This is a genomic window from Edwardsiella sp. A.80236, from assembly GCF_044540725.1.
Taxonomy (GTDB): domain Bacteria; phylum Pseudomonadota; class Gammaproteobacteria; order Enterobacterales; family Enterobacteriaceae; genus Edwardsiella; species Edwardsiella tarda.
Map to the genome: position 1 here is coordinate 43,017 of NZ_JBIUCY010000019.1, position 24,776 is coordinate 67,792.

General features: G+C 46.6%; 23 protein-coding genes. 3 read left to right on the forward strand and 20 right to left on the reverse strand.

The window, feature by feature from the left end; all coding sequences use genetic code 11:
• Nucleotides 1-4: 4 nt before the first annotated feature.
• From ACEQFP_RS14735 to ACEQFP_RS14825, 19 genes are all read right to left on the reverse strand, one after another.
• Nucleotides 5-3,382, reverse strand: coding sequence for an LPD7 domain-containing protein (locus tag ACEQFP_RS14735; protein WP_236893571.1), 3,378 nt, complete (start codon nt 3,380-3,382; stop codon nt 5-7).
• Between the two features lie 15 nt (nt 3,383-3,397).
• On the reverse strand, nt 3,398-3,658 hold the full coding sequence (icmT, locus tag ACEQFP_RS14740; protein ID WP_236893573.1) for an IcmT/TraK family protein: 261 nt from the start codon (nt 3,656-3,658) through the stop codon (nt 3,398-3,400).
• Nucleotides 3,655-4,812: a plasmid transfer ATPase TraJ gene (traJ, locus tag ACEQFP_RS14745; protein WP_236893575.1), complete on the reverse strand. Its 1,158-nt coding sequence runs from the start codon at nt 4,810-4,812 to the stop codon at nt 3,655-3,657. The genes icmT and traJ overlap by 4 nt, the downstream gene beginning before the upstream one ends.
• The gene (locus ACEQFP_RS14750; RefSeq protein ID WP_236893577.1) at nt 4,809-5,594 is read right to left on the reverse strand and encodes a type IV secretory system conjugative DNA transfer family protein; all 786 of its coding nucleotides are present in this window, start codon (nt 5,592-5,594) and stop codon (nt 4,809-4,811) included. Before ACEQFP_RS14750 ends, traJ begins: the two co-directional genes overlap by 4 nt.
• The gene (locus tag ACEQFP_RS14755; RefSeq protein WP_336886513.1) at nt 5,591-6,049 is read right to left on the reverse strand and encodes a DotD/TraH family lipoprotein; all 459 of its coding nucleotides are present in this window, start codon (nt 6,047-6,049) and stop codon (nt 5,591-5,593) included. Before ACEQFP_RS14755 ends, ACEQFP_RS14750 begins: the two co-directional genes overlap by 4 nt.
• 8 nt (nt 6,050-6,057) lie before the next feature.
• Entirely contained in the window at nt 6,058-7,215 is a 1,158-nt protein-coding gene (locus ACEQFP_RS14760) for a tyrosine-type recombinase/integrase (protein WP_236893579.1), read from the reverse strand.
• 509 nt (nt 7,216-7,724) lie between these two features.
• Nucleotides 7,725-8,966: a shufflon system plasmid conjugative transfer pilus tip adhesin PilV gene (pilV, locus tag ACEQFP_RS14765; RefSeq protein WP_236893581.1), complete on the reverse strand. Its 1,242-nt coding sequence runs from the start codon at nt 8,964-8,966 to the stop codon at nt 7,725-7,727.
• Complete coding sequence (locus ACEQFP_RS14770; RefSeq protein WP_370555269.1) at nt 8,963-9,631, reverse strand: prepilin peptidase; 669 nt, start codon at nt 9,629-9,631, stop codon at nt 8,963-8,965. Before ACEQFP_RS14770 ends, pilV begins: the two co-directional genes overlap by 4 nt.
• Nucleotides 9,631-10,113: a lytic transglycosylase domain-containing protein gene (locus ACEQFP_RS14775; protein ID WP_236893583.1), complete on the reverse strand. Its 483-nt coding sequence runs from the start codon at nt 10,111-10,113 to the stop codon at nt 9,631-9,633. Before ACEQFP_RS14775 ends, ACEQFP_RS14770 begins: the two co-directional genes overlap by 1 nt.
• A 54-nt stretch (nt 10,114-10,167) precedes the next feature.
• Nucleotides 10,168-10,761: a type 4 pilus major pilin gene (locus ACEQFP_RS14780; RefSeq protein WP_236893585.1), complete on the reverse strand. Its 594-nt coding sequence runs from the start codon at nt 10,759-10,761 to the stop codon at nt 10,168-10,170.
• A gap of 46 nt (nt 10,762-10,807) precedes the next feature.
• A complete protein-coding gene (locus ACEQFP_RS14785; RefSeq protein WP_236893586.1) occupies nt 10,808-11,920 on the reverse strand; it encodes a type II secretion system F family protein in 1,113 nt (370 codons plus the stop codon).
• Entirely contained in the window at nt 11,917-13,404 is a 1,488-nt protein-coding gene (locus ACEQFP_RS14790; protein ID WP_236893587.1) for a GspE/PulE family protein, read from the reverse strand. Before ACEQFP_RS14790 ends, ACEQFP_RS14785 begins: the two co-directional genes overlap by 4 nt.
• Nucleotides 13,405-13,409: 5 nt before the next feature.
• Nucleotides 13,410-13,973, reverse strand: a complete 564-nt coding sequence (pilP, locus tag ACEQFP_RS14795) for a type IV pilus biogenesis protein PilP (RefSeq protein ID WP_236893588.1) — start codon at nt 13,971-13,973, stop codon at nt 13,410-13,412.
• A complete protein-coding gene (gene pilO2 / locus ACEQFP_RS14800; protein WP_236893589.1) occupies nt 13,963-15,255 on the reverse strand; it encodes a type 4b pilus protein PilO2 in 1,293 nt (430 codons plus the stop codon). Before pilO2 ends, pilP begins: the two co-directional genes overlap by 11 nt.
• Before the next feature lie 3 nt (nt 15,256-15,258).
• Complete coding sequence (locus ACEQFP_RS14805) at nt 15,259-16,869, reverse strand: PilN family type IVB pilus formation outer membrane protein (protein ID WP_236893590.1); 1,611 nt, start codon at nt 16,867-16,869, stop codon at nt 15,259-15,261.
• 25 nt (nt 16,870-16,894) lie between these two features.
• Complete coding sequence (gene pilM / locus ACEQFP_RS14810) at nt 16,895-17,320, reverse strand: type IV pilus biogenesis protein PilM (protein WP_236893591.1); 426 nt, start codon at nt 17,318-17,320, stop codon at nt 16,895-16,897.
• A 53-nt stretch (nt 17,321-17,373) separates the two neighbouring features.
• Nucleotides 17,374-18,402 carry a toxin co-regulated pilus biosynthesis Q family protein gene (locus ACEQFP_RS14815; RefSeq protein ID WP_236893592.1) on the reverse strand — a complete coding sequence of 343 codons (1,029 nt, stop codon included), beginning with the start codon at nt 18,400-18,402 and terminating at the stop codon, nt 17,374-17,376.
• A gap of 358 nt (nt 18,403-18,760) precedes the next feature.
• Entirely contained in the window at nt 18,761-19,000 is a 240-nt protein-coding gene (locus ACEQFP_RS14820; RefSeq protein WP_370555270.1) for a hypothetical protein, read from the reverse strand.
• 667 nt (nt 19,001-19,667) lie between these two features.
• Nucleotides 19,668-20,177: a transcription termination/antitermination NusG family protein gene (locus ACEQFP_RS14825; RefSeq protein WP_109609955.1), complete on the reverse strand. Its 510-nt coding sequence runs from the start codon at nt 20,175-20,177 to the stop codon at nt 19,668-19,670.
• A 293-nt stretch (nt 20,178-20,470) separates the two neighbouring features.
• Here ACEQFP_RS14825 and ACEQFP_RS14830 point away from each other — a divergent pair, with 293 nt between their 5' ends.
• A complete protein-coding gene (locus tag ACEQFP_RS14830) occupies nt 20,471-20,833 on the forward strand; it encodes a helix-turn-helix transcriptional regulator (RefSeq protein ID WP_236893519.1) in 363 nt (120 codons plus the stop codon).
• Between the two features lie 207 nt (nt 20,834-21,040).
• Here the strand turns inward: ACEQFP_RS14830 and ACEQFP_RS14835 are convergent, their stop codons facing one another.
• Nucleotides 21,041-21,346: a sigma factor-like helix-turn-helix DNA-binding protein gene (locus tag ACEQFP_RS14835; protein WP_236893520.1), complete on the reverse strand. Its 306-nt coding sequence runs from the start codon at nt 21,344-21,346 to the stop codon at nt 21,041-21,043.
• A 783-nt stretch (nt 21,347-22,129) separates the two neighbouring features.
• On the opposite strand from ACEQFP_RS14835, the gene ACEQFP_RS14840 reads away from it, so the two are divergent.
• Both ACEQFP_RS14840 and ACEQFP_RS14845 read left to right on the forward strand, forming a co-directional pair.
• Entirely contained in the window at nt 22,130-23,065 is a 936-nt protein-coding gene (locus ACEQFP_RS14840) for a Replication protein (RefSeq protein ID WP_236893521.1), read from the forward strand.
• 943 nt (nt 23,066-24,008) lie between these two features.
• On the forward strand, nt 24,009-24,554 hold the full coding sequence (locus tag ACEQFP_RS14845) for a plasmid pRiA4b ORF-3 family protein (protein ID WP_001493763.1): 546 nt from the start codon (nt 24,009-24,011) through the stop codon (nt 24,552-24,554).
• The last annotated feature ends 222 nt before the right edge of the window (nt 24,555-24,776 follow it).

Below are 24,776 nucleotides of genomic sequence, written 5' to 3' on the forward strand. Positions count from 1 at the left end.
GTCCTCACATGGGTTGAGGTTGATTGGCCGGCTTAACCTGCACCCGGGGTGCCTGTTCCGGCTCCGGTGCTTTCGGCTGTGCCCAGGGTTTGTCGAACCCCAGCTTGCTGTGCAGGGCCGGCGGGATCTTTCCCGGTGATACTAGGGGAACGGCAAATTTCGGGGCATCCTTCCCTTTAAGCTGAAAAGCAAAGGTGTCCCGAAGTGCTTCACCGTTCTTCACGAAGTTCACGGCTGAGCCGTGGCCTATCAGTGTGAGTTCGCCAGAATCGGAGACAGTATTTACGGCAAGCCAAGTATTGCCGTTGGCACCGGTGCATATCCGGGCCAGTACGTGGCGAAGCTCTCCCTCATGACGCATCACGCCCTGCAGATAATCGCCGTGGGCTTTTACCAGGTGTGCCAGTACTTCACCATCGCTGTTTGCCGCATGCATAACCACCGAGCCTGCCGCTTTCGATAAGGCCGGTACCACGGCATTTACCGGTGGCGATTGTGGCGATTTTTGTCCTTCACCGTCTGGACCGGTGTACAGCAGGCCGTGGCCATTCGGCGAAGCAAGTGACAGAGATGGGGCTACCTCCTTAATCACCTGCTGCTGCAGCTGCCAGAAGACATTGCCGTCATAGGCAGATAGCGCCGCCGGTGCGACTTGGTGGCGGTCAGCAACCAACAGGCGGTTGTTCTGCGCGGGGCTCAGTGACCAGTGGTTGCGGTGTTTCTCTTGGCGCTCATATCCGATGATCACCCCATCTTTATCCGTCAGTGGAACGTTGACTGTCACGGGTTGCTTACCCAGATACTGCAGCTTCACGATATCGCCTTGTTGTAGGCCGCTGTCCTTCAGCGCCTGCTCCAGTTCCACGCCCCAGTAGGTTTTGTTGCCGGCTTTTGTACGCAGTTGGACGTAAAAACTCTCGGTATTGGTTTTGTCGAACTGGTAGGGAGCCCTCCCGGATTCAAGCAGCTTGCCGGTCAGTCCCGTTCGCAGTGTCTCTTTCTCAAAGACGGTCATTTCAGGGATGGCTGATGCAGCAGCCTTTGGTGTGGTCTGGTTGGAGGGGCTATTTTCAGGTGCTGCCCTATTCACTGCTGGTGATATATCCGAACCGGGTGTGGTAGCCGGTGTATTCGTGGCAGGCGATGGTGTAGCTTCTTGCCCGGGCGTGCTGATATTGATGCCGTTCTTCGCCGTTGCCTCAGCTGCTCTGGCCTGTAGCAAGGCCTCAAACTGCTCGCGCTGCTGCGGGTTTTTCAGATGCACTTCAATGTTGTGATCGGCAATCAGCGTCAGCGTGCGCTGAATGAAATCTGGGCTTCCGGTAACTTCAACGGCACCACGCTGATTAGCTTTGGCTGAGAGTAGTGCGGCCAGGATCATACGGTCGTTTTCACTGGCCTGCGGTGTAGCCATAACGATGCGGTCGCCATAATCTCGAAACGCATCTTCGCCATCGAGCGCGTATACCCAGGTCCGGCCTTCCTGGCGGCTGGTCAGTCCCTGTAGGAGCTCATCCAGGTCGATACGGGCCACTTCTGGCCCTTCAGGACTGACATCGCCCGGTAGGCGCCCGAATGTGAATGAAAATCCATTTTCCTGAGTGGGTGCAGGATCGACGTCTGCAGCGGCCGGATGTAGTGATTCATCCTTCGATGATGCGTGCACTAATGGTGCCTCCGTGACCGGCAGGATGCTGGGATCGGCCTGCTGTGCCTCAGCAACGTTATCCGGAGGGCTGACAGATGGTGACATCTCTGCGCTGGCGATGTCAGCTTGGGTTGCATTCTGCAGGTCGGCGCTAGTTATGTGAGAACTGTCCGACGCGGTTAAAGACGACGTGTCTGCAGGGGGGGGATTTTCAGCTACCGGTATGGAGGGATCTGCAGATAGCTCCTGCGGATGTGAGACCAGTTCTTCCGGAGAAGGTGAAGGCGAGGCTTTTTCATCACTAGCTGGCACCAGTGGCGCAACTGAGACTTCTGGCTGTACAACTTCAGGTGATTCATGTGGCTGTATACGTTCCGGTATGGGTAACGGCGGTTCAGATACATTCGTTGGCGGCGCAAACTCCTCCTGAAAATCGCCACTAAAGTCCGGATAGTCAGAGAAATCGGAGTATGGAATGGTAGGTTCATCCTGCCGGATGTCGTTGTCAGGCATGCTGTGAGTCTCCGTAAGGGGCTGACGCCAGTCGGGAATGAGTTCGTCGAATATCGGGGCCAGCTGTTCGCGTACTGCTTCCAGTCCTCTGGCCACGTGAATATCGTTAAAATCGCTGAAGGTAGCTGTACCGGCAAACGCCTGTGCACGCTCGCTTTCGGTGAAGGTCGGGATGATGTAAACGCCATTAATAGCCGAAGCGGCTTCCCGTGCTTTTTTAGCCCCCTTGTTATCCTGCTCACCCCTATTGTTGGTTTTGGTGAAGTCGTCCTCACCCAGGATAATGTGGAGACTGTCTGGATAGCGAGCCTTCAGGTTGCGTGACACCGTCACCAGATTGCCAGCATCCACCGTCATCACAACGGGCATTCCTGTGGCGAGGTGCAGACTGGCGGCCGTGGCATAACCTTCTGCGTAAAGCACGGGACGCTGCGGGCTAAGCTCACCGCCCACCACGAAGAAGTTGCCGGTCTTCTCTGCGCCTTTCTTTAGGTTCTTGGTGCCGTCGGGTTTGATGTATTGGAGGGTGCGGAGCTCGCCATCGGTGTTTCGTAGAGGGATGACCAGATTGTCGTATTTATCCAGACGTACACCGTCGGTTGCCGGTACACCTTTTCGAGCTAGATAGGTGTGTGTCTCTGTGGCTGCGGGCATTTTGCTCCATTGCCGCGACAGATTTTTCCCCTTCTGTGCAAACTCTAGTTGTGACTGTATTTCCCTGTCCCAGCGCTTCTGTGCGGCCAGCGCACGTTGCTTCATGGTCTCTGCCGGGTCATAGGTATGTGAGCCAGTAGACGTCCAGTTCACCTTGCCTTCACTCGCCCGGTGATCCTGATACCATCCCGCCGGGCGTCCATCGAGAAAACCCTGGTACACGCCTGAGGTGGCACCGGCTTTATCGCCATTGGTGGCAACCCTGTGCCGCTTACCGTCCATCTCAGGCAGGCTGTTCTTAGGCAGGATGAAACCTGCATCCTTTAGTACCTGCGCGAACTCTTCCGCTGGCGTCAGGTTATCGGTGATGGTCTGACCGACGTCCGTTACGGTGTTTTCGGGTAGCCAGGCTTTCACTTTCTCTAGGTCTGCACCCTCTACCGCAAACCAGAGTTTTTCAGAACGATCATACTCGAGTGCATATTTCCCATCATCAAGACGTCCGGCCGCGCGTAATGCGTCTTTTTTGTTATTCGGTGTGATAGTGAGGTAGGTACGTTTTTGCATAATCAGTTCCTGTTTTTATTCAAAGAACCGGCGGTACCACCACGGACGTCCGGTAAGTTGCTTGCCACGCAGGAGGCTAACCAGCCGTTGCCACAATACAGTGATGGTGAAGCCGAAGAAGGAGAGGACCCGGAAAAAGATAATCAGAATTGTGACCGCCCAGATTGTGCTGGTCTCAGGCCACTGGAACCAAGCGAAGTACAACGCAAACAAGACGACTGGGATCCCAAGAATCTCCAGCCGGCGACCTGCATCCCGCCATTCACAGATGTTCACAATGCTTCCCTCCGCGAAATTTCATGTGGGTTGATGACTGTTAGGAGTTCCTTGCGGTCGATAATGCCTGCCTGGTACATCAGCCAGGCTTTATCGCTCATCCGCTTACCGCGTTCGCCGAGATAGTTATCAATCCAGGTACGCCATTGTGTGTATTTCAGTTGGCCAAGTGACTCTTTTACCTCGTCATCAAATACCAGATATTCCCGGACCGACTGGCGTTTACCGTCGGTTGTTTTAAGCAGGCGCTGAGCAATGACGAACTGAAGGTTACTGAGCAAGTTCCAGGCCATCGCATCTTTCTGATCTTCTGGAACCAGCATTAGAGCTCTAGGGATAGTCTCTCCAGGTGAATTGGTGTGCATCGTGGATAAACAAAGGTGTCCTGACTGGCCGTTCATGATGGCACCACTGAGGGTTTCCAAGTCACGAATTTCACCCACGCCAATCACGCCTGGGGCACGGCGTAGAGTTAGGCGCAGGTGTTCGGCAAATGATGCGACGTCCCTACCTATCTGTGACTGTTCAGGCAAGAGTATCGTGTTAGGAAAGTTCAGCAGAAACTCGATAGGATCTTCCGCTGTGACTATCTTGCGGTCGGGGTCATGTATAGCACAGTACTGATAAATTGACGCCAGAAGAGTCGATTTACCAGATCCGGTTTCACCAACGACCAGACCCAAGCCTTTATGCGGTAGCAAAAAGGGAAATAAATCATCTTCCAGTCCTAGGGTTTCCAACTCAGGAATGACTGTAGGGATAGTTCTGAGCGTTAATGCTGGCACCATATCGTAATCGCCGATAGTTGCTTGGACAAAGTTACAACGAAAACGCAGTCGCTCACCACGCTCTAGCCCATAACGGTTGTACATGTCGCCGCTCAGTTGCAGCGCTCGGTCAACACCTTTTCCTGCTTTCAAGTCACCTTTTATTTGTTCTGAGAATACTTCATCCATGAGGCGTGCCAACTGAGGTGGTTCAATACGAAATTCACTGGCGCGGATTTTCCGGCCATATAGATCAACAACTAAAGGACCTCCACCTTGAAGAAAAATATCTGAGACATTATTTTTAGCGCAATGAACCAAGAAGGTACGTAGGCTATCTCCATTGATACCTCCATGTGCATGGAAGTCAAATGTAGGGAATGTCATTCATCCCCCTTACGGATAATTGGTTTCCATTTTTCTTTATTTACAATAAAACCACCCGGATCCTGAATTCGTTTAACTTTATCACCTATCATTAGCTCATCACGAGAGCCGGTAATGCTTTGTTGCGTTTCTCTAATATCTGGTGCTTGTATAATTCCTTGCTGTAGTAGTGTGGAATATCTGAGCATACCAGTATAATCACGAGTTAGTCGGTTGAAATTCGCTTCAAGAGTTCTATCGGCGCTTTGTCTTCCCTCATCCCAGCCTTTTCGAATAGCTGTTTCCCAAACACTCCTTTCTTTACTATTTTTGGGGCGAACACTAGCATCGGGGGCATCAATACGTTTGCTTGATAAACCTGGTAGTAACCAAGTACGCCAGTTAGGAGGGTTGCTAACAAACTTAGCTGGAACAAGAATGTTATATGTACGATAAGCTGTTCTAATTTGGTTAGGTGTTATATGTGCTAGATCAGTAGCAGTGACGATTACAGGGGGGAGATATCCTTGCCTGCTAATTAATGGGCGAAAGTCATACATCTTACTCAGTATAGTATCGCGAGATATCAGTACTTGCCGAAGTTCCCATGCCCTTTGAGCTTTACCTCCCTGAAAGCCAACAGTTTGCCCTGCATCAGTGAGCATTTGCCAAACTGTATCACTCAGACCATTGTAGTCATTTACGGTAGGGCTCAAGTAATTCTGAATGCCTGGCGGGGCATCTTCGGCTAGGCTGGGAAGTGTATAGCCTAGTAATAGGCTAACTATAACGAGTCGTTTCATGCGAACCGACCTCCCTTATCAGGCGATGAGAAGTATAGGCGTAGTTCTTGGGGGTGCTGTATTAACGAGGCACGCCAATTTATTTGAATCTTTATCTGTCGCAATAAGTTTTCAAACGTAATATTTCTTTCATAAATACTGATAGGGAGAGGAAGTCTGACACCAGTATAAGCAAAATGTAGGCCGCGCTGCCTGGCTACTTGAGATAATAGCTCAATTGCATCACCTTCCCAATTTACAGATAATCTGTCACTGTTTGCTGAAAAAGTACCGGGCTGAATGTTAGGAACTTCATTTATTACGTTAGATGAATATAGCAACTTCTGCGTGTGGCTTATTTGATTAGCGGTAGTCTGTAGGTCAGATGGTCGTTGAGAAAAAGTTTTTTTGGTTGGCATTTGGCAACCAGAAAGAAAAACAAATGCCAAAACTCCAATGAATGTTATTTTTATCATGACTTTTCCTAAATTTGGTGTGTGAGTTTTGATATGGCCAGTTCAGGATTAAGCGGACATATCATTATGTTTATACCCTGCTGTTGAGGATATAGACCGGGGGGAGGGATAGGTTCTCCATTATGTATAGAGGTAGCTAGTATTCTCAAAAGTGTTTCACTAGCTTTTCTTAGAGCATGTTCCTCGCTTTCGTCTTCTACATATAAGTTGTCGAAATCAAAGAAGGAAACCTTATACCTTATATCTTTTTCTAATATTGCTGGATAGGGAATAAAAATATTTTTATTGTTTTTTTGTTGCTTCTTCCCTTTGTCCAATTTACTTGCAAGTTTGTGTGATTGAAGATGCGTATATCGCTTTAGCATGTTTATTGACCTATGGCCTGATATTGAGGAGATCTCTATCACATTTAACGTTCCTAGCTCGAACAACCGGCTTATAGCTTCATGCCGTAAGTCGTGAAAATGAAGATCTTTTATATCTAATTCTTGGATGGCTAGCCTCCAAGCACTTTTAAGCCCTGATGATGTGTATGAAAAAACAGGCCCTGTTTTTTTTGCTATCATCGCCGACAATAGTTTTACTGATTCATGAGATAAAGGAACATTGCGAGACGAACCATTCTTTGTATATGGGAGATGAGCAACTCTCATTCGAGTATTAATATTCTCCCAACGTAGGGAGAGTATTTCCCCTTGCCTCATTGCTGTAGATAATGCAAGTTTGAAAATAACAAATAAATCATTATTTTTTTTGATGAGTAAGTTTGAAATGGATTGTTCTTCAAGAGGGGATAATCGTCTTGTTCGTCCTGATGGCAATTTTGGTTTTCTAACGAGCTCTACAGGATTCGACTTGCAAGTTCCCCATTCTATTCTTGCTATATTGTACAGCGAAGATAGTAAGGCTAACTCAAGTCTTACTGTATTTCCGCTAATTTTGTTTTTAGTTTTCGGATTTATATCGCTAAGTCTGTTGTCTCTATAACTTGCGATATCTACAGTGGTGATTTCATCCATGTTTTTTTGTGATATAGGATGGCGGCTAATTACTTGCACTCTATAAAACTCTTGTTGATATCCTTTTTTGTGAACAGATACTGTGCTGCAGTATCTTTCTAGTGCTTTTTGCAATGTGATCTTTTTAATGCGTGTTTTTGCTGACATCTAGGCCCCCTAAAAAAGAGGGCACGATAATAGATATGTTCTACTTCATCAACATATTTGCCAATCCGGTGTGTGGAAGGGCGTTTCAATAAGAACCATAACACGGGTCGCAACTGGATATGAAGTAGCCAGTATTAATTGTGCGCCGTATGAACATTTAACAGGCGGTGGTGCACAATGTAGTCCAAATAGATCAGAACGGCTCAAGTGGTCAAATCCAACCGGGAATGGTTGGAGTGCCGCATGCCCCAGAACAAACCTGACTGTTTATGCAATCTGCTCTACAAATTAACTTGCCAATCCGGTTCCTGGAAAAGCTCTAGCGGAACAGCAACTGATGTTGATTTGTACAAATGCCCGTATTCGATATGTGACAACAACAGCGCTTCAACATGTGCCGGGCAAATCAGTACACGTAGCTCTTGCCAGTGCAGGCAGTCTGGTGGTTGGTACTCCTGCCCGTACCTAGGAAAACTCATTATCGGACAGTAGCCGGTAGTACCTGTTGTTCAAAAGCAGACCGCTTGACAGGTTGCCTCTCCGTTACCGACGTGATGCCCTGTTAGCTGCCAGGTGCGATCACGGTTACGGCTAATCTGGCAACCTCTCCAGTTGTTGTAATCGTAATTGGCCGTTGCTAATGCACAGTATGAGTGTTGTCCGATATTGATAGACTGCCATTGGTGGATGGTTGGTGAGAACCAGGCTTCCCCAACCCCTACGCCCTTCCACACACCGGATTGGCAAGTAAGTATGCCGCCATTGTTGTCACGGCCTACAAGCCCATTGGGGGTACACGCTGTGCCTGCGACGGCCACTTTTCCTAGCTGGATAAACTCTCCGGTTGACAGTCGTCCTTCTGACTTTATCTCCCCGCCGCTATAGATCCCTTTCTTATTTACTGTTCTTATCCAATTACTGTCTGACATATAGAAACCACCACCCCATTTACTATTTTGCCAGCCATAATTTCCTTTTGTGATAAGCCAACCGTCATTTGATGTAATATCAGATCCTGCTGTTATTGCTTTATTAAATGCGCCACTATCAGCACTGATATTACCTGCGTTGTCAATATTGTTTTTATTCATGTCAATTGCTGTGTGCATTCTATTGAGGTCAGGGCGGCCATTTACAGCATAACGATATAAACGATCACTCTCCTCTGCCCCCCCGGCAAGTACGTCAGAGGTAAGGAATGTCACTAAATGACCTTGTTGTCCACTGAGTCCCATTGAAGAGAGGTTAATTTGCCAGCCACCACTAGCGCCGTTTGCGATATTCATCGGATAGATGTATCCACCTAGCCCTGTAGTGTTTTGGGCTATATAACGCTGGGCTTTGAAAGGCATATCCTGACCGCCAGCAGTTAAGACAAAGGCAACTAGCTTATTTGCCTGCTTAGGGTTGCGTGTGATGGCTAAGATATAGTTTTGTGAGCTGTTGTTGGACAGTGAAAAGCCAGGAGGTAAGTATCCTTTATCTCGTAGTGTTTGTCCTGTCACTGTTACATTACTTCCACCTTTGACCTGATTCAGCAGAGTGCCATAGTTATCTTTAATGTATTGGCGTGCAGCTTGATTTACCGTACTTAGGTGTGTTGCTGTAACAGCCCATCCTTGCTCCTCCAGAAATGTAGAGTATCTTTGCAAACCGATTGGAGCAGCAATCAGGACGAGTGTTAAGACGATGCCCATAGATAGCAGCGTCATTCCTCTATTGATTCGAGCGTTTGCTATTTTCTTTTTCATAAAACACCAGGAATGGAAGTTTGATGGAAAGCTCCTGCCAAGACAGATAGCGTCAGTATGGCAAAAAGCCAGGGTGCATAGGGTTGTTCCGTTTGGCGAGTTAGAAGTGAGCCTATTACTAAACATAAGAATGCATAACCACTTAAGAGGCTAGCCACATGCCAAGGAAACCAGGCACTGATCGCTGCAATTAGATGTACATCTCCGACACCAAACCCCTCATTACCCCGAAGATACAACGCTACGGTGTGAAATGCATAGAGCATTATAAACATAACACTACTACTGCATATTGCCCCGATGAGCGACAAATAACTTTCTGGCAGTAACGTAAATAGCAGGCCTGTTATCCAGAATCCAGTAGTATATCGAAATGGCAGCCAACAATTCCGTATATCTAAAAGAACCATGGGGATACCCCAGGCAAGCAATATAATTCCTCTGCTTATGTAACACCAACTAATGTCATTAAATAATGCACAAAATGCTAGTATCAATCCAGTGCAGATAAAAACAGATGTAACTGAAAAAATCTGTAGTTGAGTCAGTGTTGGTCCACTGTGCTCCAGTAAAAATAATTGTGTTTGTTTGACAAGTAGTTGTGCACATAGAAAAAATGCTATTCCGAAGGATATAAGCAATGATAATTTGGGGAGGATAGCCATCAGGTACTACCTCCCCAAGATTTTATATACGTTGAGTAAATTTTACGGGCGTATGTCATTCTGCGGAGCGAGTTATCCTTGGCAAAACCGGCATTGTAGGAGCCGAGACATTCCCAGTTGACACCGCATTGCTGCAAGTGCTTCGCCAGTATCCAAGCACCTATTTGGACATTGAGACAAGGATTATCAAGTAGATCCTGTTCAGTCTTCAGAATACCCATTGCTCTCAGTTGCGGAACGTGCCGATCATTGATTTGCATCAATCCTAAATCTAGGCTGAGTAGCTTTTTGCCTGACATATTTTTACCAATAGCACGAGGGTTCATACCACTTTCAACCTGGGCAATGGCTCGGAGTAGTAGAGGATCAACCTTATACCGGGCACCCGCTTCTTTAAAGCAAAATGCCTGCACTGGCAGTGATATCAGTATGGCTCCGCTGAGTGCTAAGCTGAGCAAGCCTCGATGAAAGGAAAACCACATAAACATGCACTCCAAAGAGATGCCGGCAGTAGAATCCTGCCGGCAGAGTAGGCATCAGGTATTACTGGTAAAAGTGAGAGTGTTTTGACCAATAGAGCCTTTATCAGCGGTACATTGCCCGCCAACTTTGCTTGCCGAGATGGGACCATTGGTCGTAGTTCCATTCACCGTAGTTGTGACGACATTAGGAGCAGCGCTTATTTTTGTTGCCAGAGTAATACAGGCCTCCTGTGGAACTGCTGTATAGGTTAAGGAGAATGTTGATTTCTGTCCTCCGCTTGTAGAGACCGGTTGTACGGTTACGGCACCTCCCCATAGATTCTGTAGTTGTGCTGTTCCGGATGACTTTGTGCCAACGATAGTCATGCTTGCCGGTACACCACCAAACTGAATAAGGGCGCCAGTCATATCAGCCGCACCAGTAAAATTGTAAGTACCAGATGACTTGAGCATTGATCGAGAATTACCCAGCAGCTCAGCCGCGTTATTGAATTCCGTGTTGGCATCATTACGATTGAATAGCCCTCCTCCTTGGGTCATAGCACCTACTAGAACAGCTAGTGCAATAAAAAGGTAAATCATAGCTTCTAATAGAGTTATAGCCCCACGATGGACAGCCGTGTGTGATGGAGACCGATGAAGTTCCATATTATTTCCTTCAGTTTTTGATTTTGATAAAAACGGGTTGCATTAATTAGTGCGTACCCACGAGGTCATTGAGATTTTGTGTGGAGAGAATGATCAGTAGCATGTAACCAGCATTAGTAGCTAGTGCAAGATTAGAAAGTAGAATCGCCGTACGTTTTATTCGAGCTACACTTTGTTCAAGCCAGACTCGGGCGAAGTTTTCAATAATAACTTCTGAATTATCACCACCAGTAAGTAGAACCAGTTTGTTTATTGCTCGGGCAGATGGAAAATTATATCCGGCATCCCTTAATGCTAGTCCCATATGATTCCCCTGCCTTACCTGGCGTAATGTGGCTGCCAGTCGTTCATACAGCCACGGTGGAGCATGACGACATAGAATTTCTATGGCGTTCTCTGTTTTTACATCTGCACGCATTAGTGCGCTAAAGTTCAGTAAAAAAGCCACCCCTTGAACATCACGATATACACTCCAAGGTAGTAAACGATCCAGTATATGTTGGCGAATATTCCCTGTCATATTCGGTAATGACCAAACTATAAATGCAAGGAAAATAAGGAGTGCTATCCCTAGTAAAATTGCATTATCCACAAAAAACTCAGATATAGCGCTTAGCCACCATAATGCACCGTGCCAATTCTCTCGGGGAGTCATAGATTCAAGTCGAGGGAGAAAATAGACTTTTACCATGTTCATCATGGCGAATGAGGTCCCCAGTAGCAATCCAGGGTAAGCTAGGGTAGAAACAACAGCCTTCTTCATCTCCGCCATTCCTTTTACTACTGTAATGGCTCGATATAAGGCTGCGGCTAAATTTCCGTCCTGAACCCCAGAGCTGAGGATGGAAGCCTCTTGTTTAGGAATCCAGGATATTAATCCTTGATCAACAGATTTACCTTGGCGTAAAGCAGTAAGCATATCTTCAAGGCAATACACCATGGGAGGGCGTTTCCCGTTGTAGCTGCCGATCATGGCTAGTAGTGCCTTTTCAACCTTTTGATTATTGTCGAGCAGGAAGGCCAAATCCTCGTAAAGTGTCAAGCGATCTGTGGTAGTAAAGGTTTTTTTTGCCAGCCATCGTCCAACTCCTTCATTCAGATTTTCTGACGACGTACTTTTTCGCAGACTCGCCAATTGTTCGCGTAAGCGTGAAATCATGATGTAACCTCCGGTGGTAACAGTGTCAGGCTGTCTTCATCCAGAGGGCTTATATAATCTGCATCAATCGGATCTACCAGGCCATTATTGAGATAGCGCATCAGGTGTTGACCACGAGTGATGCCGCCTAGCTCGTTTACCCAATAACTACGTGCAGCTAGCTTGCCCTCATGGCGAAATAGATCCATAAATTTGGCATCGGGGCGAATAACTTCCGCAATGACACGCCGGCCAATTACGCCTTTATAACATTTCCCACATCCTTCAGGGTTACGGAAAGCTAACTTCTCCACCTGACAAAATCGCTCAAGCAATACTCTTTTCTCTTCCTCCAGGCTGGCGCTAACCTCATTCCAGTTTTTCTTACAATGCGGACATAACATCTGTACAAGCCGCTGTGCAATTAACCCGATCATGACTTGAGGGTCAGCGACTTGGCCAATAGGTATACCTAATGTGTCAGTCAGGCGATCAAGAATCCCAACCGCATCATTAGCATGTAGCGTGGTTTCAACCAAGTGCCCAGATTTTGCGGCTGTTAGCGCAGATTTCACCGAGTTAGTATCACGGATTTCGCCGACGACCATTGCATCGGGGTCCAGTCGTAATGAAGCGGAAATAGACCTAACCCAAGCAAGACTAACAGCATCTGGATCACTTTTATCTGCGATGATAGGTGTTTGCACAGCTCCTTGAATCTCTCCTTCCGGTGGATCCTCCAGCGTCATTAGACGTTTACGATGACCGGTAAACGACAGGTACATTTCGCTGAATGTCCGCAGAGAAGTACTTTTTCCTGAGCCAGTTGGACCCGATAGAATAATCACTCCTTCAGGCCTCGACAGCATTCGACGGATCAGAAATTGTTGCTCTGATAAGAAACCAAGCTCATCAAGTGTAGGTGGATGTTTTCCTTCATCGGGTAAGATACGCATGACTACATACAGACCAAATTCAGCCGGTGTATGAGCGTAGCGTGCCCCGAATAGCCCAATGCCTTGTAGGAACTCTTTACGTACACGACCATCTTGGGCACGGTTTGGGTTGAAGCTCTTTTCAGCCACATCACACATGGACATAACGATCGTAGATGCTAGAGTCATCCCCTCCTTTTGCTCGAGCTGCATCACCGGCTCCAGATCCCCGTGGATGCGAAATTGCACCTCAGTTACATCGTTCATCCCGATGAGCATGTGAATATCGCTAGCCCCTTTTTCCTTGGCCTGACGGAAAAAACTAATGATTTTTGCTTGCTGGTTAGAGTATTCACTGGCATCGCTACTTTCTATGCTTTGTTGCATTAGCTTCAGCTTATCGAGCTGAATACGTTCTATTGTCAGGCCCGGAAGTGCTTTGAAGGCGCTCGCGATGGCTGACTGAACATTCAGATCTCCGCTATGAGCTTCTGATACATACAGCACGGGAGGACAGCCCGCATTTCCATCGTCCAGGAAGGTGTAGTCAGTTGCTGAGTTGTTTGACATCTTTGTTATCCTGAAAAAGAGAGGGATACCAGAGTCTGGTTTCTCCCAGAGACCACAACCTCATTGAGCGTGATCCGCTTGACTATATAGTCAGTGCCTGGAATTTGATTACCTGCTTGTACGGTGACCTGATTACCATTGGTGAGTGACAAGACTGCTTGATACCCTGAGTTCGTGCCGGTGATCTCAACGATTTGAGGTGGAATTGCATCTTGAACAGCTCCCTTTACTGCAGGTTTGTTATCTTGTGATGGTGGGGCTGGATTAAATGGTTGATCAAGGGAGCGATCATATCCGTTATTTTGTAGTTCCTTCAGCGCCTTAGCTCTGGCAAGCTGAGCTTCATATAGCACTGTTTCAGCTTGTATAGCTTCGAGTTGACCCAGATTTAAAGCGCGGCCGGCCTCTACTCGAGAGAAGGTAGTTGGTGATGGCGTATCCGTCTGAGTTGGTTTGCTTTCTGCTGTATTCAGCGTGGGGGCTGTAGGTTCTATTGGTGCTGCTCTCCCCCCTGAAGGCAGCAACATCATGCACAATGCTAGGTAAGCTAGCAGGTTTTTAGTTGGCATATAGCAGTCCCTCAATGGTGTACTCCAGACGATTGCTTTTTAGCGTGGTAATGATCCCGCTAGCCCTTATTCCACTGCTATTGAAACGTGTAGATGCGAATAGACGGTCCGGAGGAATATCAGTAATAAATGTAAAGCTATACGTACGCCAAGGAATGTTTTCTACATTTCCTTGAGTTAATTGTGTACTTGCATTCAGCTCATTTAGACGTAAGCGAGCGTTAATTCGTTGGGCATAGCTTGTCAAATGCTGAATCTGTTGATTGCCTGGTAGTAGTTTTTCTGGGTGATCTGGTTTCGTTAGTGGGACTGGTAATGTAAAAGCAGCATCATCTGCACTACCAGGGATATTAAATACTGGCTGAATATCTTGGCCATATATGATTGGTAGTCTTGAAGCAAAATCACCAACAGTTCCTCCGCTTGGTAGGGAGTAGTGCAGAGTTATAATCCCATTACTACTACACATTGCTGTATTGAAGATCCATCCAGCAATAGATATCGGTACCTTTTTCCATACGGAACTACAAGCATTGAGCATGATTGGTAGAGGCGGTAGTTTTGCCCAGGGCTTCAGGCTGTCAGCCGGCGCTTTTGATAATTCTTGCTGTCTGGCCACTAGGGCTGCGTGTGCAGCAGCTATACGAGCCTCCTCCTCATGTTTCTGCCAGGTTGTCAGCAGTAGGTACCCCCCCGCTACAATTACTGCACTAATCCCCCAGAGCCACAGTAACTGCGGATTATGGGTTCTATGCAGGCGTGCACGCCGAAGGTTAGTTTTAATGCTGACCAATTCAGCGAGGGTTTTCTCTTCTGCCTCCAGTTCGGGAAAAAATCCACTAGGGGCATATACTGTCCAGCCCTCTGAGGGTGTGGCTGATATTTGCAGGAAGTGTGAGGTTGCGGTGCGAATCACAGACTCATCACCAACGATATCGCTGAGCGGCGATAGCATGCCGTCACTGACTGCAACAAACCAGAATTTTCCCGGTGATAATGAAAATACCGCATAGCAGTATTGCGGTAGGGCTGGAATAGTTGCTAGTGCCATCGAGGCTAGACTGTGTTTCCGTTCCATTCTATCCGTAACGTTCACAGTGCCTAATAATGTTCCCTGTGACTGGCCATCATCAGCCAGTATTTCAGCCCAGTGAGAGACTCCAGCCTCTTTTGCCCGTAAGCGCATGCTACGTCGCCCACGTAGAGGTAAATATTGCCAGCTAAGGCCTGCAACTAGCCAGGCCCCGTTTGTCTGTAACGTCCAGGTGGTTTGTTGTTTCATCGCTTATCTCTGCAGGGTTGGAGTGATGAGGATGACCAGCATTGCATTATCTTTCTCTCCGGTTATGCCGCCTCCCAGGCCAAAGAATCCTGGTGAACCAACACCCTGTCGGTTAACTGAATTACCCTGTTTATAGTGGCCGCTCAGTAATAGAGTTTGTCCGGAGTGAAGGAGGGTACTCTGTGCAAAATTGTTGATTTTTGTTTTTGGTAACTTCAATGTGACTTCGCCTACCTTTTCAGACTGCATATCGGGGTCGTCACTTAATGACACGGAATACTGTAGCTCCATCTGGTCGCTAGAGGGCAAGATGTAAGGCAATAGTGTCATATTAAAACCAGTTGATATGGTGTCCTTTTGCACGGAGGTACTAGTGCCTACGTTTGGCGTATTTTCTGATGTTACTTGACTGAGATAATCCTGCTGAGTGACAACTTGTACCCGCACTGGGATCATGTTCATTGTGATACTGGAGTTCTGTGTTACTACTGATACATTGGCTTGTTGTGCTAGGGCATGGATAAATGCATTGGAATTGGCAAACTTTCCATCAAGAATGCTAACTCCGCCAGTCATAGCTGAAGTTGCTGCTCCGGCCATTGTATTTCCTAGAGATAAACCTACACTCCCTGATTTAAATACTGCTGCCCAGTCTATTCCCAGCTGATCTTGGCTTTTCTTCGTTACTGAATAGACTTTAACGTCAAGAACAACTTGCCGAACTAATTCCTTATTACGACCATCAATATATGCCTGCACAGCATTTAGAACCCGAGGTGTATCTGTCACCATCACTAATCCAGTGGACATTGACATACGCCCTACATCTGGCGTTAACATAGATTTTACCGTGTCTGCAATCTCTTGATAGCGGTTGGTCTTCATCTTGGTGACTGTTGTTTGTGAGCTATTCCCTTCTGTTGAAGCACCACTTCCATTATTGCCAGATGAGGCTCCGTATACAGAACGGGATGTAAAATCAGTATCAGAATCCTGGAATCTGATGGGGAAGCTACGAGTATCGAGATAGAATATAGCTATACGCCCTTGCTCGTATCGCCATGAAAGCCCCAACCTCGTCGTGGCAGAGTCAAGAGCTCCACCTACCTCTCCCTGCCAAAAAAATCCTTTAAGTGTTGATCCTGTCGCTGTCATGGTTATAGGACGAGAGGACGCTCCTCCTAATGTTGATAGGGGAACCATTCCTGTTGCATCAGGTGCAGGAATTGGACCACTCATTTGTTCGGTTTTACCAGATGGCGTTAGCATAGCCATAGCATCTGGAGTGATCACCACCGGGATTCGGCATCGCTTGCTGATATATGCGCCGATTTCAGCCAGAGTGATTACGCCAGGGCGGTTGATCGCAATAGCGCAAGGAGGAAGATGATTTGTGCCACTGGGTTTTGCATTTATGGGCCAGGGATTTATCCATTGTGATGATAAATCTCTGACTACTGGGCTGTTAGTGGCAGACTGTAGATGTTTTTGAGCCAGTGTTTCGTCATGTGAAACTGTGTTGTCGATTTTATCGATTCGTTCAAACATCGAGCAGCCGGATAGCAGTAGATATAGTATTGCTGCCACTCCGGATAATTGGCGGTGTTTTTTCATACTTAACCTTATGGAGAATTATTAATTAATTGAGATACACCAGACTACCGTCAGTAATATTCGCAGGTACAGTAACTTGCATATCGTTTCCGGTATTGTCTATTAACCTGTGCGATACGACACGGCCTATCAGTGCAGAGTGTCTACTTTGTTCCAGAAGTGCTGACATTAGGCCGGGGATATCAGGTTGCCAGACATAAACACGATCAGCTTGTAGTACGTTATGTAAGTTCGGGACAGGTACCCAATCAAAGGAGCTATCAGGAATTATTCCATCTTTTTGGGAGGGGTTGAGATAGCGCCAATCGTTAATTTCATTGATGTAATTGACTGTTTGAATAGCTCGCTGATTTAATTCATGAGTACGCAATTGCTGACCAGCAGGGTCATGAAGTGGTACGTTTGTCCAGACTAAGAAACCTAGGAACGCGGAGAGTATCCAGTAGAACATTAAAAGGCCCCCTCATACATACTGAATGTACACTTTGTGCATATGAAGTATCATTAGCGGATTTCTTTATCATCAACGGCAATTAAACATTGAGAGGTGCGGATTCCAGCATATAGTGGAATTTTTGCTGACCCATACAATGTAAACAAGCTGTTCAATGCGTCGCGAAAACTCCCATTAAACTGGAGAGGTGCATCAATACGATAGTTTACTTGCGTCAACCACGCTACAGTCCAATTTGATGCGCCTGGACTTTGACATTTTTCACTTGCGGCCCAATTAAATAGAGAGTCTTTGAGAGTGCTACCAGGTTCAATTCTCCATACTTTTGGTGGTGTTGAAGTTGTGATCGATTTGTTTATTGTAGAACTGGCTTTGGCTGACTCTGCAATCGCTTTATCTTTCTTTCTTGAATCACTAAAAGGATTCAGAGGTATATTGTGTGTAACATTATTTTGTGTTGTTTTCCCTGGTGCTGATTTTGATGATATTGGTGATTGAATTATTGGCTGTTTTAACTGAGACCTGGTATTTGCTGATCCTGATGAGAACTCAGGGGTCCAGTATGCTATAGATACTTGATGTTTTGCCCAATCAATAAGTGCTACGAGTTTATTCTGAACTAGTACTTTATTTAAAGCATATGGCCATTGGTCATTTGTATCTAAATTTACTCGTTGCTTAAACTGTGACTTTAGATCTGCTGATAGAACAACAGACCACCCAGAAGGGATGATTTTAGATAGAGCTTCTTCTATTGTTAGACCTCTAGCATGAATGCTGACTAAAGAGTAGTTGCCTGGCACTCCTATGGACTTTATGTTTTCCATCCCACGGAGTAAACCAGGGGACTTTGTGCTTGCGTTTTTTTGGATGGGGAGAGGTATAATAGGCTCTTTAGATTGTCTGATGAGTAGAGTAGCATTTTCTAAATCTTTTTGAGCCACTTTAATTATATTTAAGTTTATATTTATTTGGGCGTCAACAAATTCTTGCGCATTGTTAGTTTCAGGTCTCTGGCCAGGGATGCTACAACCGCCGAGTAAAATAGGAAGTAATATAGATGTATGAATGATTTTCATAGGCGTCATCGAATTGTGGTGTAATGTACAAGAACAACACACGAATAGTACGTATGATGATGGGATCAGAAATCATTAATTCAATTTCTAGGTTTTGATTTTTATCAATGAGCGGCGGCTGATTTTTTAAAAACTAGAGAAACTCTTGCTGAAATTCAGCTAGCCTTTCTTCTGCTTCATCAATGAGATTCCGTAGTGAAGATAGCTTGTTAAGAGAAATTTTATCCGGGTGCTTTGCACGAATCCGGCATGCTCGCTTAAACTCTACGGTTCGAGCAGTCAAGCATATTTGCAGTTCGCGTAAGTCTTTACCTGTTATTGTGATACACATAGATATAGTCCTTTTTAATTTTATTTATTAGTGATAACTTTCCTTTCTTGGAGGGGACCAGATGCTATCTTTATGAGGATTCCATTCATTTTTAGGTATTGAGTTTGTTCCAATATGAATAGTTCTGACAATGCGATAACTGTTTAACTGAAGCTGCGAGTCCTGAACAACAACTTGAAATCCTCCGGCATTAAAAATAGTTTCCGCATCCTCATTAATATCTTGTGACTCATCCATTAGTAAATGGAATGTGATTGCCTTAATCATGTCGCCGATGCTTCCTTTTGATTGGAATGCATCTTCAGTTCGGGTTAATTGAAGAATGTGTTTTCGATGTCCTTTCCTCCTATTAAATAGCTCCGTAGTTATATTTTCAGGGTAGTGGCAAACGACTAGACTCCACCCTCTCTGTGTTAGTGTGTTTAGAGATGAGCGGAAACGGAATAGATCGCACTTCTCGGCTGAGAATGCATGATTTAATAATACTCGTAATGTTCCATCTATCGATACGTTCCTATCGCAGTTCTCTAGCATTTTACGTAGTGACGCGAGTTCTGAACTCATCTCTTGAAAACTAGGAATATTGTTCGCTGTATCTAGCCATGCGATAATAAAATGGCGTTTATCTGTTTCTGATGGAAATGGTTTCTCCCGTTCAGCTGTCTTTAATGCGACAAGGATACACCAGAGTAAATGGTGGATAGAGTTATTTTCGGAGTACAAAGATTATCTCCTTCTGAATAAGCCGAAAGCTGGCAATGGTGTCTGTATCTCCTTCCGCCAGAAGGGAGAAGCTAGAGAGATAGCAATCGATGAGGGATTGAGGATATCCGTGGTGGGATCGATTCAAACACCATTGCCAGATATCCGGCTGTATGGATCGTGTGAAAAAGAACCCGGCGTATTGCCGGGTAAACTGGAATATGCCGTAGGTTCATTTAAACCCCAGCAAACTGGGCTCGAATACGAGCTGCATCAGTAATGCAACTCGTGATGTTGTATGGGGGTGCTGTTCTAGATGTAAAAGGTACTGATATTGCTTGTGTGTTAACCAGGTATCAGCCGCTGCGGTGATCTCGTCTTCAGCTATGGAGTTTAAGCGTGTTGGGTATTGCTTCATTAAGCCAGTCACTATCGATGGCCGAAGTGGCGCAAGCTGTGATCCGTTCATAACAAAACCACAGAAGGCTGAATGGCGTCGAATCTTATCAACAGTCTGAATTGCTAGGTTTGCTTTTAAGAAAAAATAACCAGGAAACAATGGAGTAACGAATCGGCGGACGCAGTTGATTTTATCTGTTCGCCGAATAGTGCGGACTGTAAGTGGAGTCCAGGGCGTGATCTGTTGTTCCGAGAGCCAATCGAAAAGCCTTTCGCGGTTTTTGCCACCTGTTATGTATTGCGCCAGATACCAGCTTTGTCCGTTAAGTTCTTCGATATTCATTACGCTCTCGCCCGAACCGATCCCCCTAAGGGTTCATTCTGTATCCGGAGGGGCCGAATACACTGGGCAATAACGCTGAAGCAGTGGCTGTCTCTCTCAGCCCCCTGCAAGTTCAGACAGAGGCATTGCGCAGTCTATTCTTGGTTATGATGTCCTCAACTTTCTTGGCGGTGAGAGTTGAGGACGGTTGGCATCATATCACCACACTACATCAAAGCAAATATATTTGTTTTGATGATGTCCATGGGGCCACGCGCTTTATATGATTTTCCGTCAAAGTGAGGTAGATCAGCATGGTTCCTAAACGATTAAGAGAAGCGCGCGAAGCGTCTGGGCTATCCCAGGGAAAACTGGCTGAGCTTATTGGGCTTGAAGGTGTCAGCCTCAACTCCCGCCTATCCAACTATGAAGTTGGGCGCTTTACTCCCTCTTTTGACTTCGTTGTCCGTGTGGCAAAAGTACTTGATTATCCAGAGTGTTATTTTTACACAATAGATGATGACTTTGCGGAACTGCTCCTTCAGTATCACCGGACTAAAAACAGTGCGATGCTAAATCCATTTTATGACCCTCAGGATGAGGTGAGAAAATGCAAAATCACGCTAGAGGAAGCTAGGCGAATGACTGAGCGGCTCCTCGATTTGTTGAATAAATAAATAAAAACAATTGGTTATACAAAAGCAAATCCTACTATCTCTTGGCGGTGAGAACGAATAGGATGGGAGCATAACTGGTTTGTAAGACAAATATTCGCATAGTAACTACTATAAAAATAGGTACTTGAAAGAGACATTTTGTAAAAGTTGAGATGTGTCTTCTATAAGAAGCGCCACCATCATAAGAATGGTGGCGGCGTTATCAGATCAACAAATCATCGATCGCTTTTTGCTCATTGTATCGTAAAACTTTTGAGGGAAATCATCGGGAGCCATCATCGCTGTATGGATACGGGAATGATAGATCAACCTCGCAGTCTCCATTTTATCAATGGCTAGATCTTGCCTGATTCGTTGTAGTGTTTTCTTTATTGCTACCACAGATCTGCCCAACATTTCAGCAATATTCTCACTGTTAGCTCCCAATGCATAGAGCATCAATACTTGAAACTGTGACTCTGTTAACTCGGGGAACATAAGTCTCAATTTCCAAAATGCTTCTAGATTCAACATGATACACCTCTTATTTTATGGAAAAATGTAAGAGGGATGAACCCGTGACATAAACGATCAGATTAAGGATCAAATAGACCTTTGAGTTAAGAAAAATCCTAATACTATGCGTGCTTATAATACTTTGATATATATAGATATTGCTACGTTAAATGCTCTAATCTAGGCCTAGATAAGTGCTGTTTATTCAGGTGAAGTGGGCGGCTCTTATGAGCTGAGTTGTATGATCATCTGACCTAAGTCGCCCGGCTTGGATGATTGACACAGGGGGCTCTGATTTATAACAATATTGCTGAGCCCTTGTAGAGCAACATGGCGCTTTTAGCATCCATTTGTTGCGTGTTGACAAAAAACGAGTAATATTCACAAGGGATTACGCTGGTTTACTCTCCAGCAAAGAATGAATAACGACTGTGGGGCGTATTGCCGCATAGTTAGTGCGGATGGGCATATCCTGAAATGCTCAAGGGAATAAGGCGCCAGAACACCGGTCCTTAAATGCAAGAACCCCCCGAAATCTGTCATCAACTTGGCGGAAGAGTCAGATATCAGGGGGTTGAAAGCAGGCGCTGGCCTGTGAGGAATTATAACTCATGCATCTCAGAAAACAATACCCCACCGCCATAAGTGCCGGTGGGTGTGTCTAGAGCCAACCAGTCCATACATTTCGAGTCTGAACAGACTAGGCGGAGCCATCGTGGGGAATCTAACTCTCTACGTAAAGGATGTTCCAAGATCCATCGTCGCTATCAGCCTCAACTGTGCTGCAGTATCTCACGCGGAATGGCCTCTAAGGTTGTGGCTCGCATCAGTAAACATGATTGGAATCGTAATCATGATTTGGTGGCCCTGCGCCAGCGGGGATACATTCCCTATACCTATCGTCATGATCCACATTTTGTGCCCAAACCGATGCGGATCAGCACGCGCTCAGAGAGCCGTGAAGCGTTAACGGTTCTCTCCCAGGCGTTGGCTGCGCACACAGACTACAACCCGGATAGCGACTATCCCTTCGAAGTGATGGTGCCGTTTGAGCAGATCGCATCGGCGATGGGGGTACTGCACGTTTACGAGAGCGGTCGCAAAGCCTACGACGTGGCACTGCATGCCCTCTCGGTGATGGAGCAGCTGGGCTATGTCATCGTGCTGCATACCCAGGACAGTGACAGTGGCCAGAACAAGCCGCTGCGTATCTGGCTATCCGAGACGTTCTTTACCTCGCGCGGTATCTTGGTCGATGAAATCCGTGACTGGCTGGGTAAGTTTAAGCGCTGGGCGGCGAAAAATGGCCTGACAGAGACGCTGCGCCAACGCTATGAAAAGCACCTGGTGCGCATTGAGCGTATCGGTATTGACCTGAAATCCCGTCATTCATTGCGTAACCGGCTGCGCCAAATCAAGCGCTGGGTGGTCAGCCCGGACTTGGCACGGGATAAGGCCCAGGCCGTGGCTACGATAGAGCAAACCTTGGCTCAACGCTCGGCGCTGGAGCAACAACTGGATGAAACAAATCAGAACATCCGGCAGTTGGCCAAGCGTAAAAAACAAAACAGCTATTACCAACAGTTTACGCAGTGGTCAGTAAACGGTGGTATGACGCCCATTCAAGAGATGATGCTTCAGGAGGCTCTTAAGCAAGAGCACCCTGGATTGCTGCAGCAGGACGCGGAGACCTTCTACCGGCTCCTCCTGGAGCGTGCCGGCGCCTTTAAAAGCTAAAATTTCCCCTCCTTTAGTCAGTCGAGCTTTCGCCTATCAACGCGAGGCCCTCGCTTGCCCTGCAATTGAGAAATAGCACGGATTTTGAGCGTTACTCTCCCCCTCTCTCTTCGATATTCACGGATTTTCGGTGATGGCCAACATGGCTTCCCTCGATAGCACAGGAAATAAACAGTTAAATTCGAAGTAACAGATTAACTTCGAAGAGATACCCAACATCATCATTAATTTCGAACGTTGTTTCTGAACAAAAGCCCTTTTTAAAAAAGGGAGTAAACATCGAGCTAGCCTCACGGCTGCTCTCGATGGTAGCTCCCTCGTTTCACTCGGGCACAAACCCCTCCCTGGCAACACCAAAGCCAACTAGCAGAGACATTTAAAAAGTACCTCCCATCGCGTTGCGATGGGCCCCAAACTTCACCTAACTAAACACCAACGCCCATCCCACCACTGAAAAGCTATGCCTGGAGAGTTCGGTATAACACGCCCGTAAGCGGCCCTAACGGCCCGCTAACGCGGAGATACGCCCCGACTACGGCTACGCCTTGTCGTGACCACTCCGACGGCGCACATTCACTCCCGTGTTTTCTGTTAGCTGGTTATGGCTTTACAGGGCGAGGGATGGGTAAGGTGAAACCTATCAAGACAGTAACCGGCTACGCCGGGCGACGGCGCCTATCACCAACAGTGTCCTATTCAACATCAGTTGGCGCCTCCATGCCGCGTTGCGGCATCCAAAGGACGGGGTGCGCATGGGGGGTGCTGTGATTTGGGAGCTTTGTAAGGTGGCCGTACGCTATCTGTAGGAGAGCATGAAAAACCTCGGGGCAGCCATCGAATGATGCCATCTACAGGGGTTAAAATAACCACCATCATTTCATAACAATACCTGCTGACTATGAAGATCTACGTCATCAAAATAGCAGTTCATGGAGTCAGTCCGATGGTCTGGCGTCGGCTGAGAATTGCTGCCGACACGTCACTGGCCGCGCTTCACTTCATTTTCCAGATAGTGCAGGGCTGGGGGGACGACCATCTCCATCAATTTCACATTTATGGCAAAGATTACGGTATCTCCTACGAAGGAGGCATCGGTTTTGTCGATAATCCGTTCCGGGTCGTGATTGATGATTTTGCTTTTGATGCTGGCGATCGCTTTACCTATGAATACAATTTCTTTGAGCACTGGCTTCATGACATTCGTGTTGAGGCCATTTATGAAAACTCTACGCTGAAAGCGCCGTTTTGTATAAGCGGCCATGGTATGCCCGGAGCCACAGCTGCGGATGAGTTCGATAAAACCCTGGCGTTTCTTGAAGCTATCGTTAATGCGGATGATGAAACAACGGTCGGCGAGATCCGCCCTTTTGCTGACGACCTGGATGCTGTCAGGTTCAACCGCCACAAAATCAACCGGCAACTGAGCAGGCTCGACCTTGCATCTCCGGTACTGGAGCCTGAAGTTATCTGGCTGGGCCGTCGTCGCTGACTGATGTCTATAAAGGTATACGTTTTCAGCATGCCTCTCAGATCCCCGAAAAAATGTCTATAAACCTCCCTAAATCAGTGTTTATGGATTATTCTTTAAATCTCTATGATGTTTAAAGACCTTCCGGAGGTTTTGCGTGCAATATGGGGTCAGTTTGGATATCGAAAATTATTGTACGTTAGGCTCATTTTTTGACCATCAATGATGAGCCAATATCTGGCG

Bases quoted from the DNA above. Each gene is read 5' to 3' on its own strand.
- ACEQFP_RS14735 (WP_236893571.1), bottom strand. From the start codon at position 3,382: ATGCAAAAACGTACCTACCTCACTATCACACCGAATAACAAAAAAGAC.
- traJ (WP_236893575.1), bottom strand. From the start codon at position 4,812: ATGACATTCCCTACATTTGACTTCCATGCACATGGAGGTATCAATGGA.
- ACEQFP_RS14750 (WP_236893577.1), bottom strand. From the start codon at position 5,594: ATGAAACGACTCGTTATAGTTAGCCTATTACTAGGCTATACACTTCCC.
- ACEQFP_RS14755 (WP_336886513.1), bottom strand. From the start codon at position 6,049: ATGATAAAAATAACATTCATTGGAGTTTTGGCATTTGTTTTTCTTTCT.
- ACEQFP_RS14760 (WP_236893579.1), bottom strand. From the start codon at position 7,215: ATGTCAGCAAAAACACGCATTAAAAAGATCACATTGCAAAAAGCACTA.
- pilV (WP_236893581.1), bottom strand. From the start codon at position 8,966: ATGAAAAAGAAAATAGCAAACGCTCGAATCAATAGAGGAATGACGCTG.
- ACEQFP_RS14770 (WP_370555269.1), bottom strand. From the start codon at position 9,631: ATGGCTATCCTCCCCAAATTATCATTGCTTATATCCTTCGGAATAGCA.
- ACEQFP_RS14775 (WP_236893583.1), bottom strand. From the start codon at position 10,113: ATGTGGTTTTCCTTTCATCGAGGCTTGCTCAGCTTAGCACTCAGCGGA.
- ACEQFP_RS14780 (WP_236893585.1), bottom strand. From the start codon at position 10,761: ATGGAACTTCATCGGTCTCCATCACACACGGCTGTCCATCGTGGGGCT.
- ACEQFP_RS14785 (WP_236893586.1), bottom strand. From the start codon at position 11,920: ATGATTTCACGCTTACGCGAACAATTGGCGAGTCTGCGAAAAAGTACG.
- ACEQFP_RS14790 (WP_236893587.1), bottom strand. From the start codon at position 13,404: ATGTCAAACAACTCAGCAACTGACTACACCTTCCTGGACGATGGAAAT.
- pilP (WP_236893588.1), bottom strand. From the start codon at position 13,973: ATGCCAACTAAAAACCTGCTAGCTTACCTAGCATTGTGCATGATGTTG.
- pilO2 (WP_236893589.1), bottom strand. From the start codon at position 15,255: ATGAAACAACAAACCACCTGGACGTTACAGACAAACGGGGCCTGGCTA.
- ACEQFP_RS14805 (WP_236893590.1), bottom strand. From the start codon at position 16,869: ATGAAAAAACACCGCCAATTATCCGGAGTGGCAGCAATACTATATCTA.
- pilM (WP_236893591.1), bottom strand. From the start codon at position 17,320: ATGTTCTACTGGATACTCTCCGCGTTCCTAGGTTTCTTAGTCTGGACA.
- ACEQFP_RS14815 (WP_236893592.1), bottom strand. From the start codon at position 18,402: ATGAAAATCATTCATACATCTATATTACTTCCTATTTTACTCGGCGGT.
- ACEQFP_RS14820 (WP_370555270.1), bottom strand. From the start codon at position 19,000: ATGATTAAGGCAATCACATTCCATTTACTAATGGATGAGTCACAAGAT.
- ACEQFP_RS14825 (WP_109609955.1), bottom strand. From the start codon at position 20,177: ATGAATATCGAAGAACTTAACGGACAAAGCTGGTATCTGGCGCAATAC.
- ACEQFP_RS14830 (WP_236893519.1), top strand. From the start codon at position 20,471: ATGGTTCCTAAACGATTAAGAGAAGCGCGCGAAGCGTCTGGGCTATCC.
- ACEQFP_RS14835 (WP_236893520.1), bottom strand. From the start codon at position 21,346: ATGTTGAATCTAGAAGCATTTTGGAAATTGAGACTTATGTTCCCCGAG.
- ACEQFP_RS14840 (WP_236893521.1), top strand. From the start codon at position 22,130: ATGGCCTCTAAGGTTGTGGCTCGCATCAGTAAACATGATTGGAATCGT.
- ACEQFP_RS14845 (WP_001493763.1), top strand. From the start codon at position 24,009: ATGGTCTGGCGTCGGCTGAGAATTGCTGCCGACACGTCACTGGCCGCG.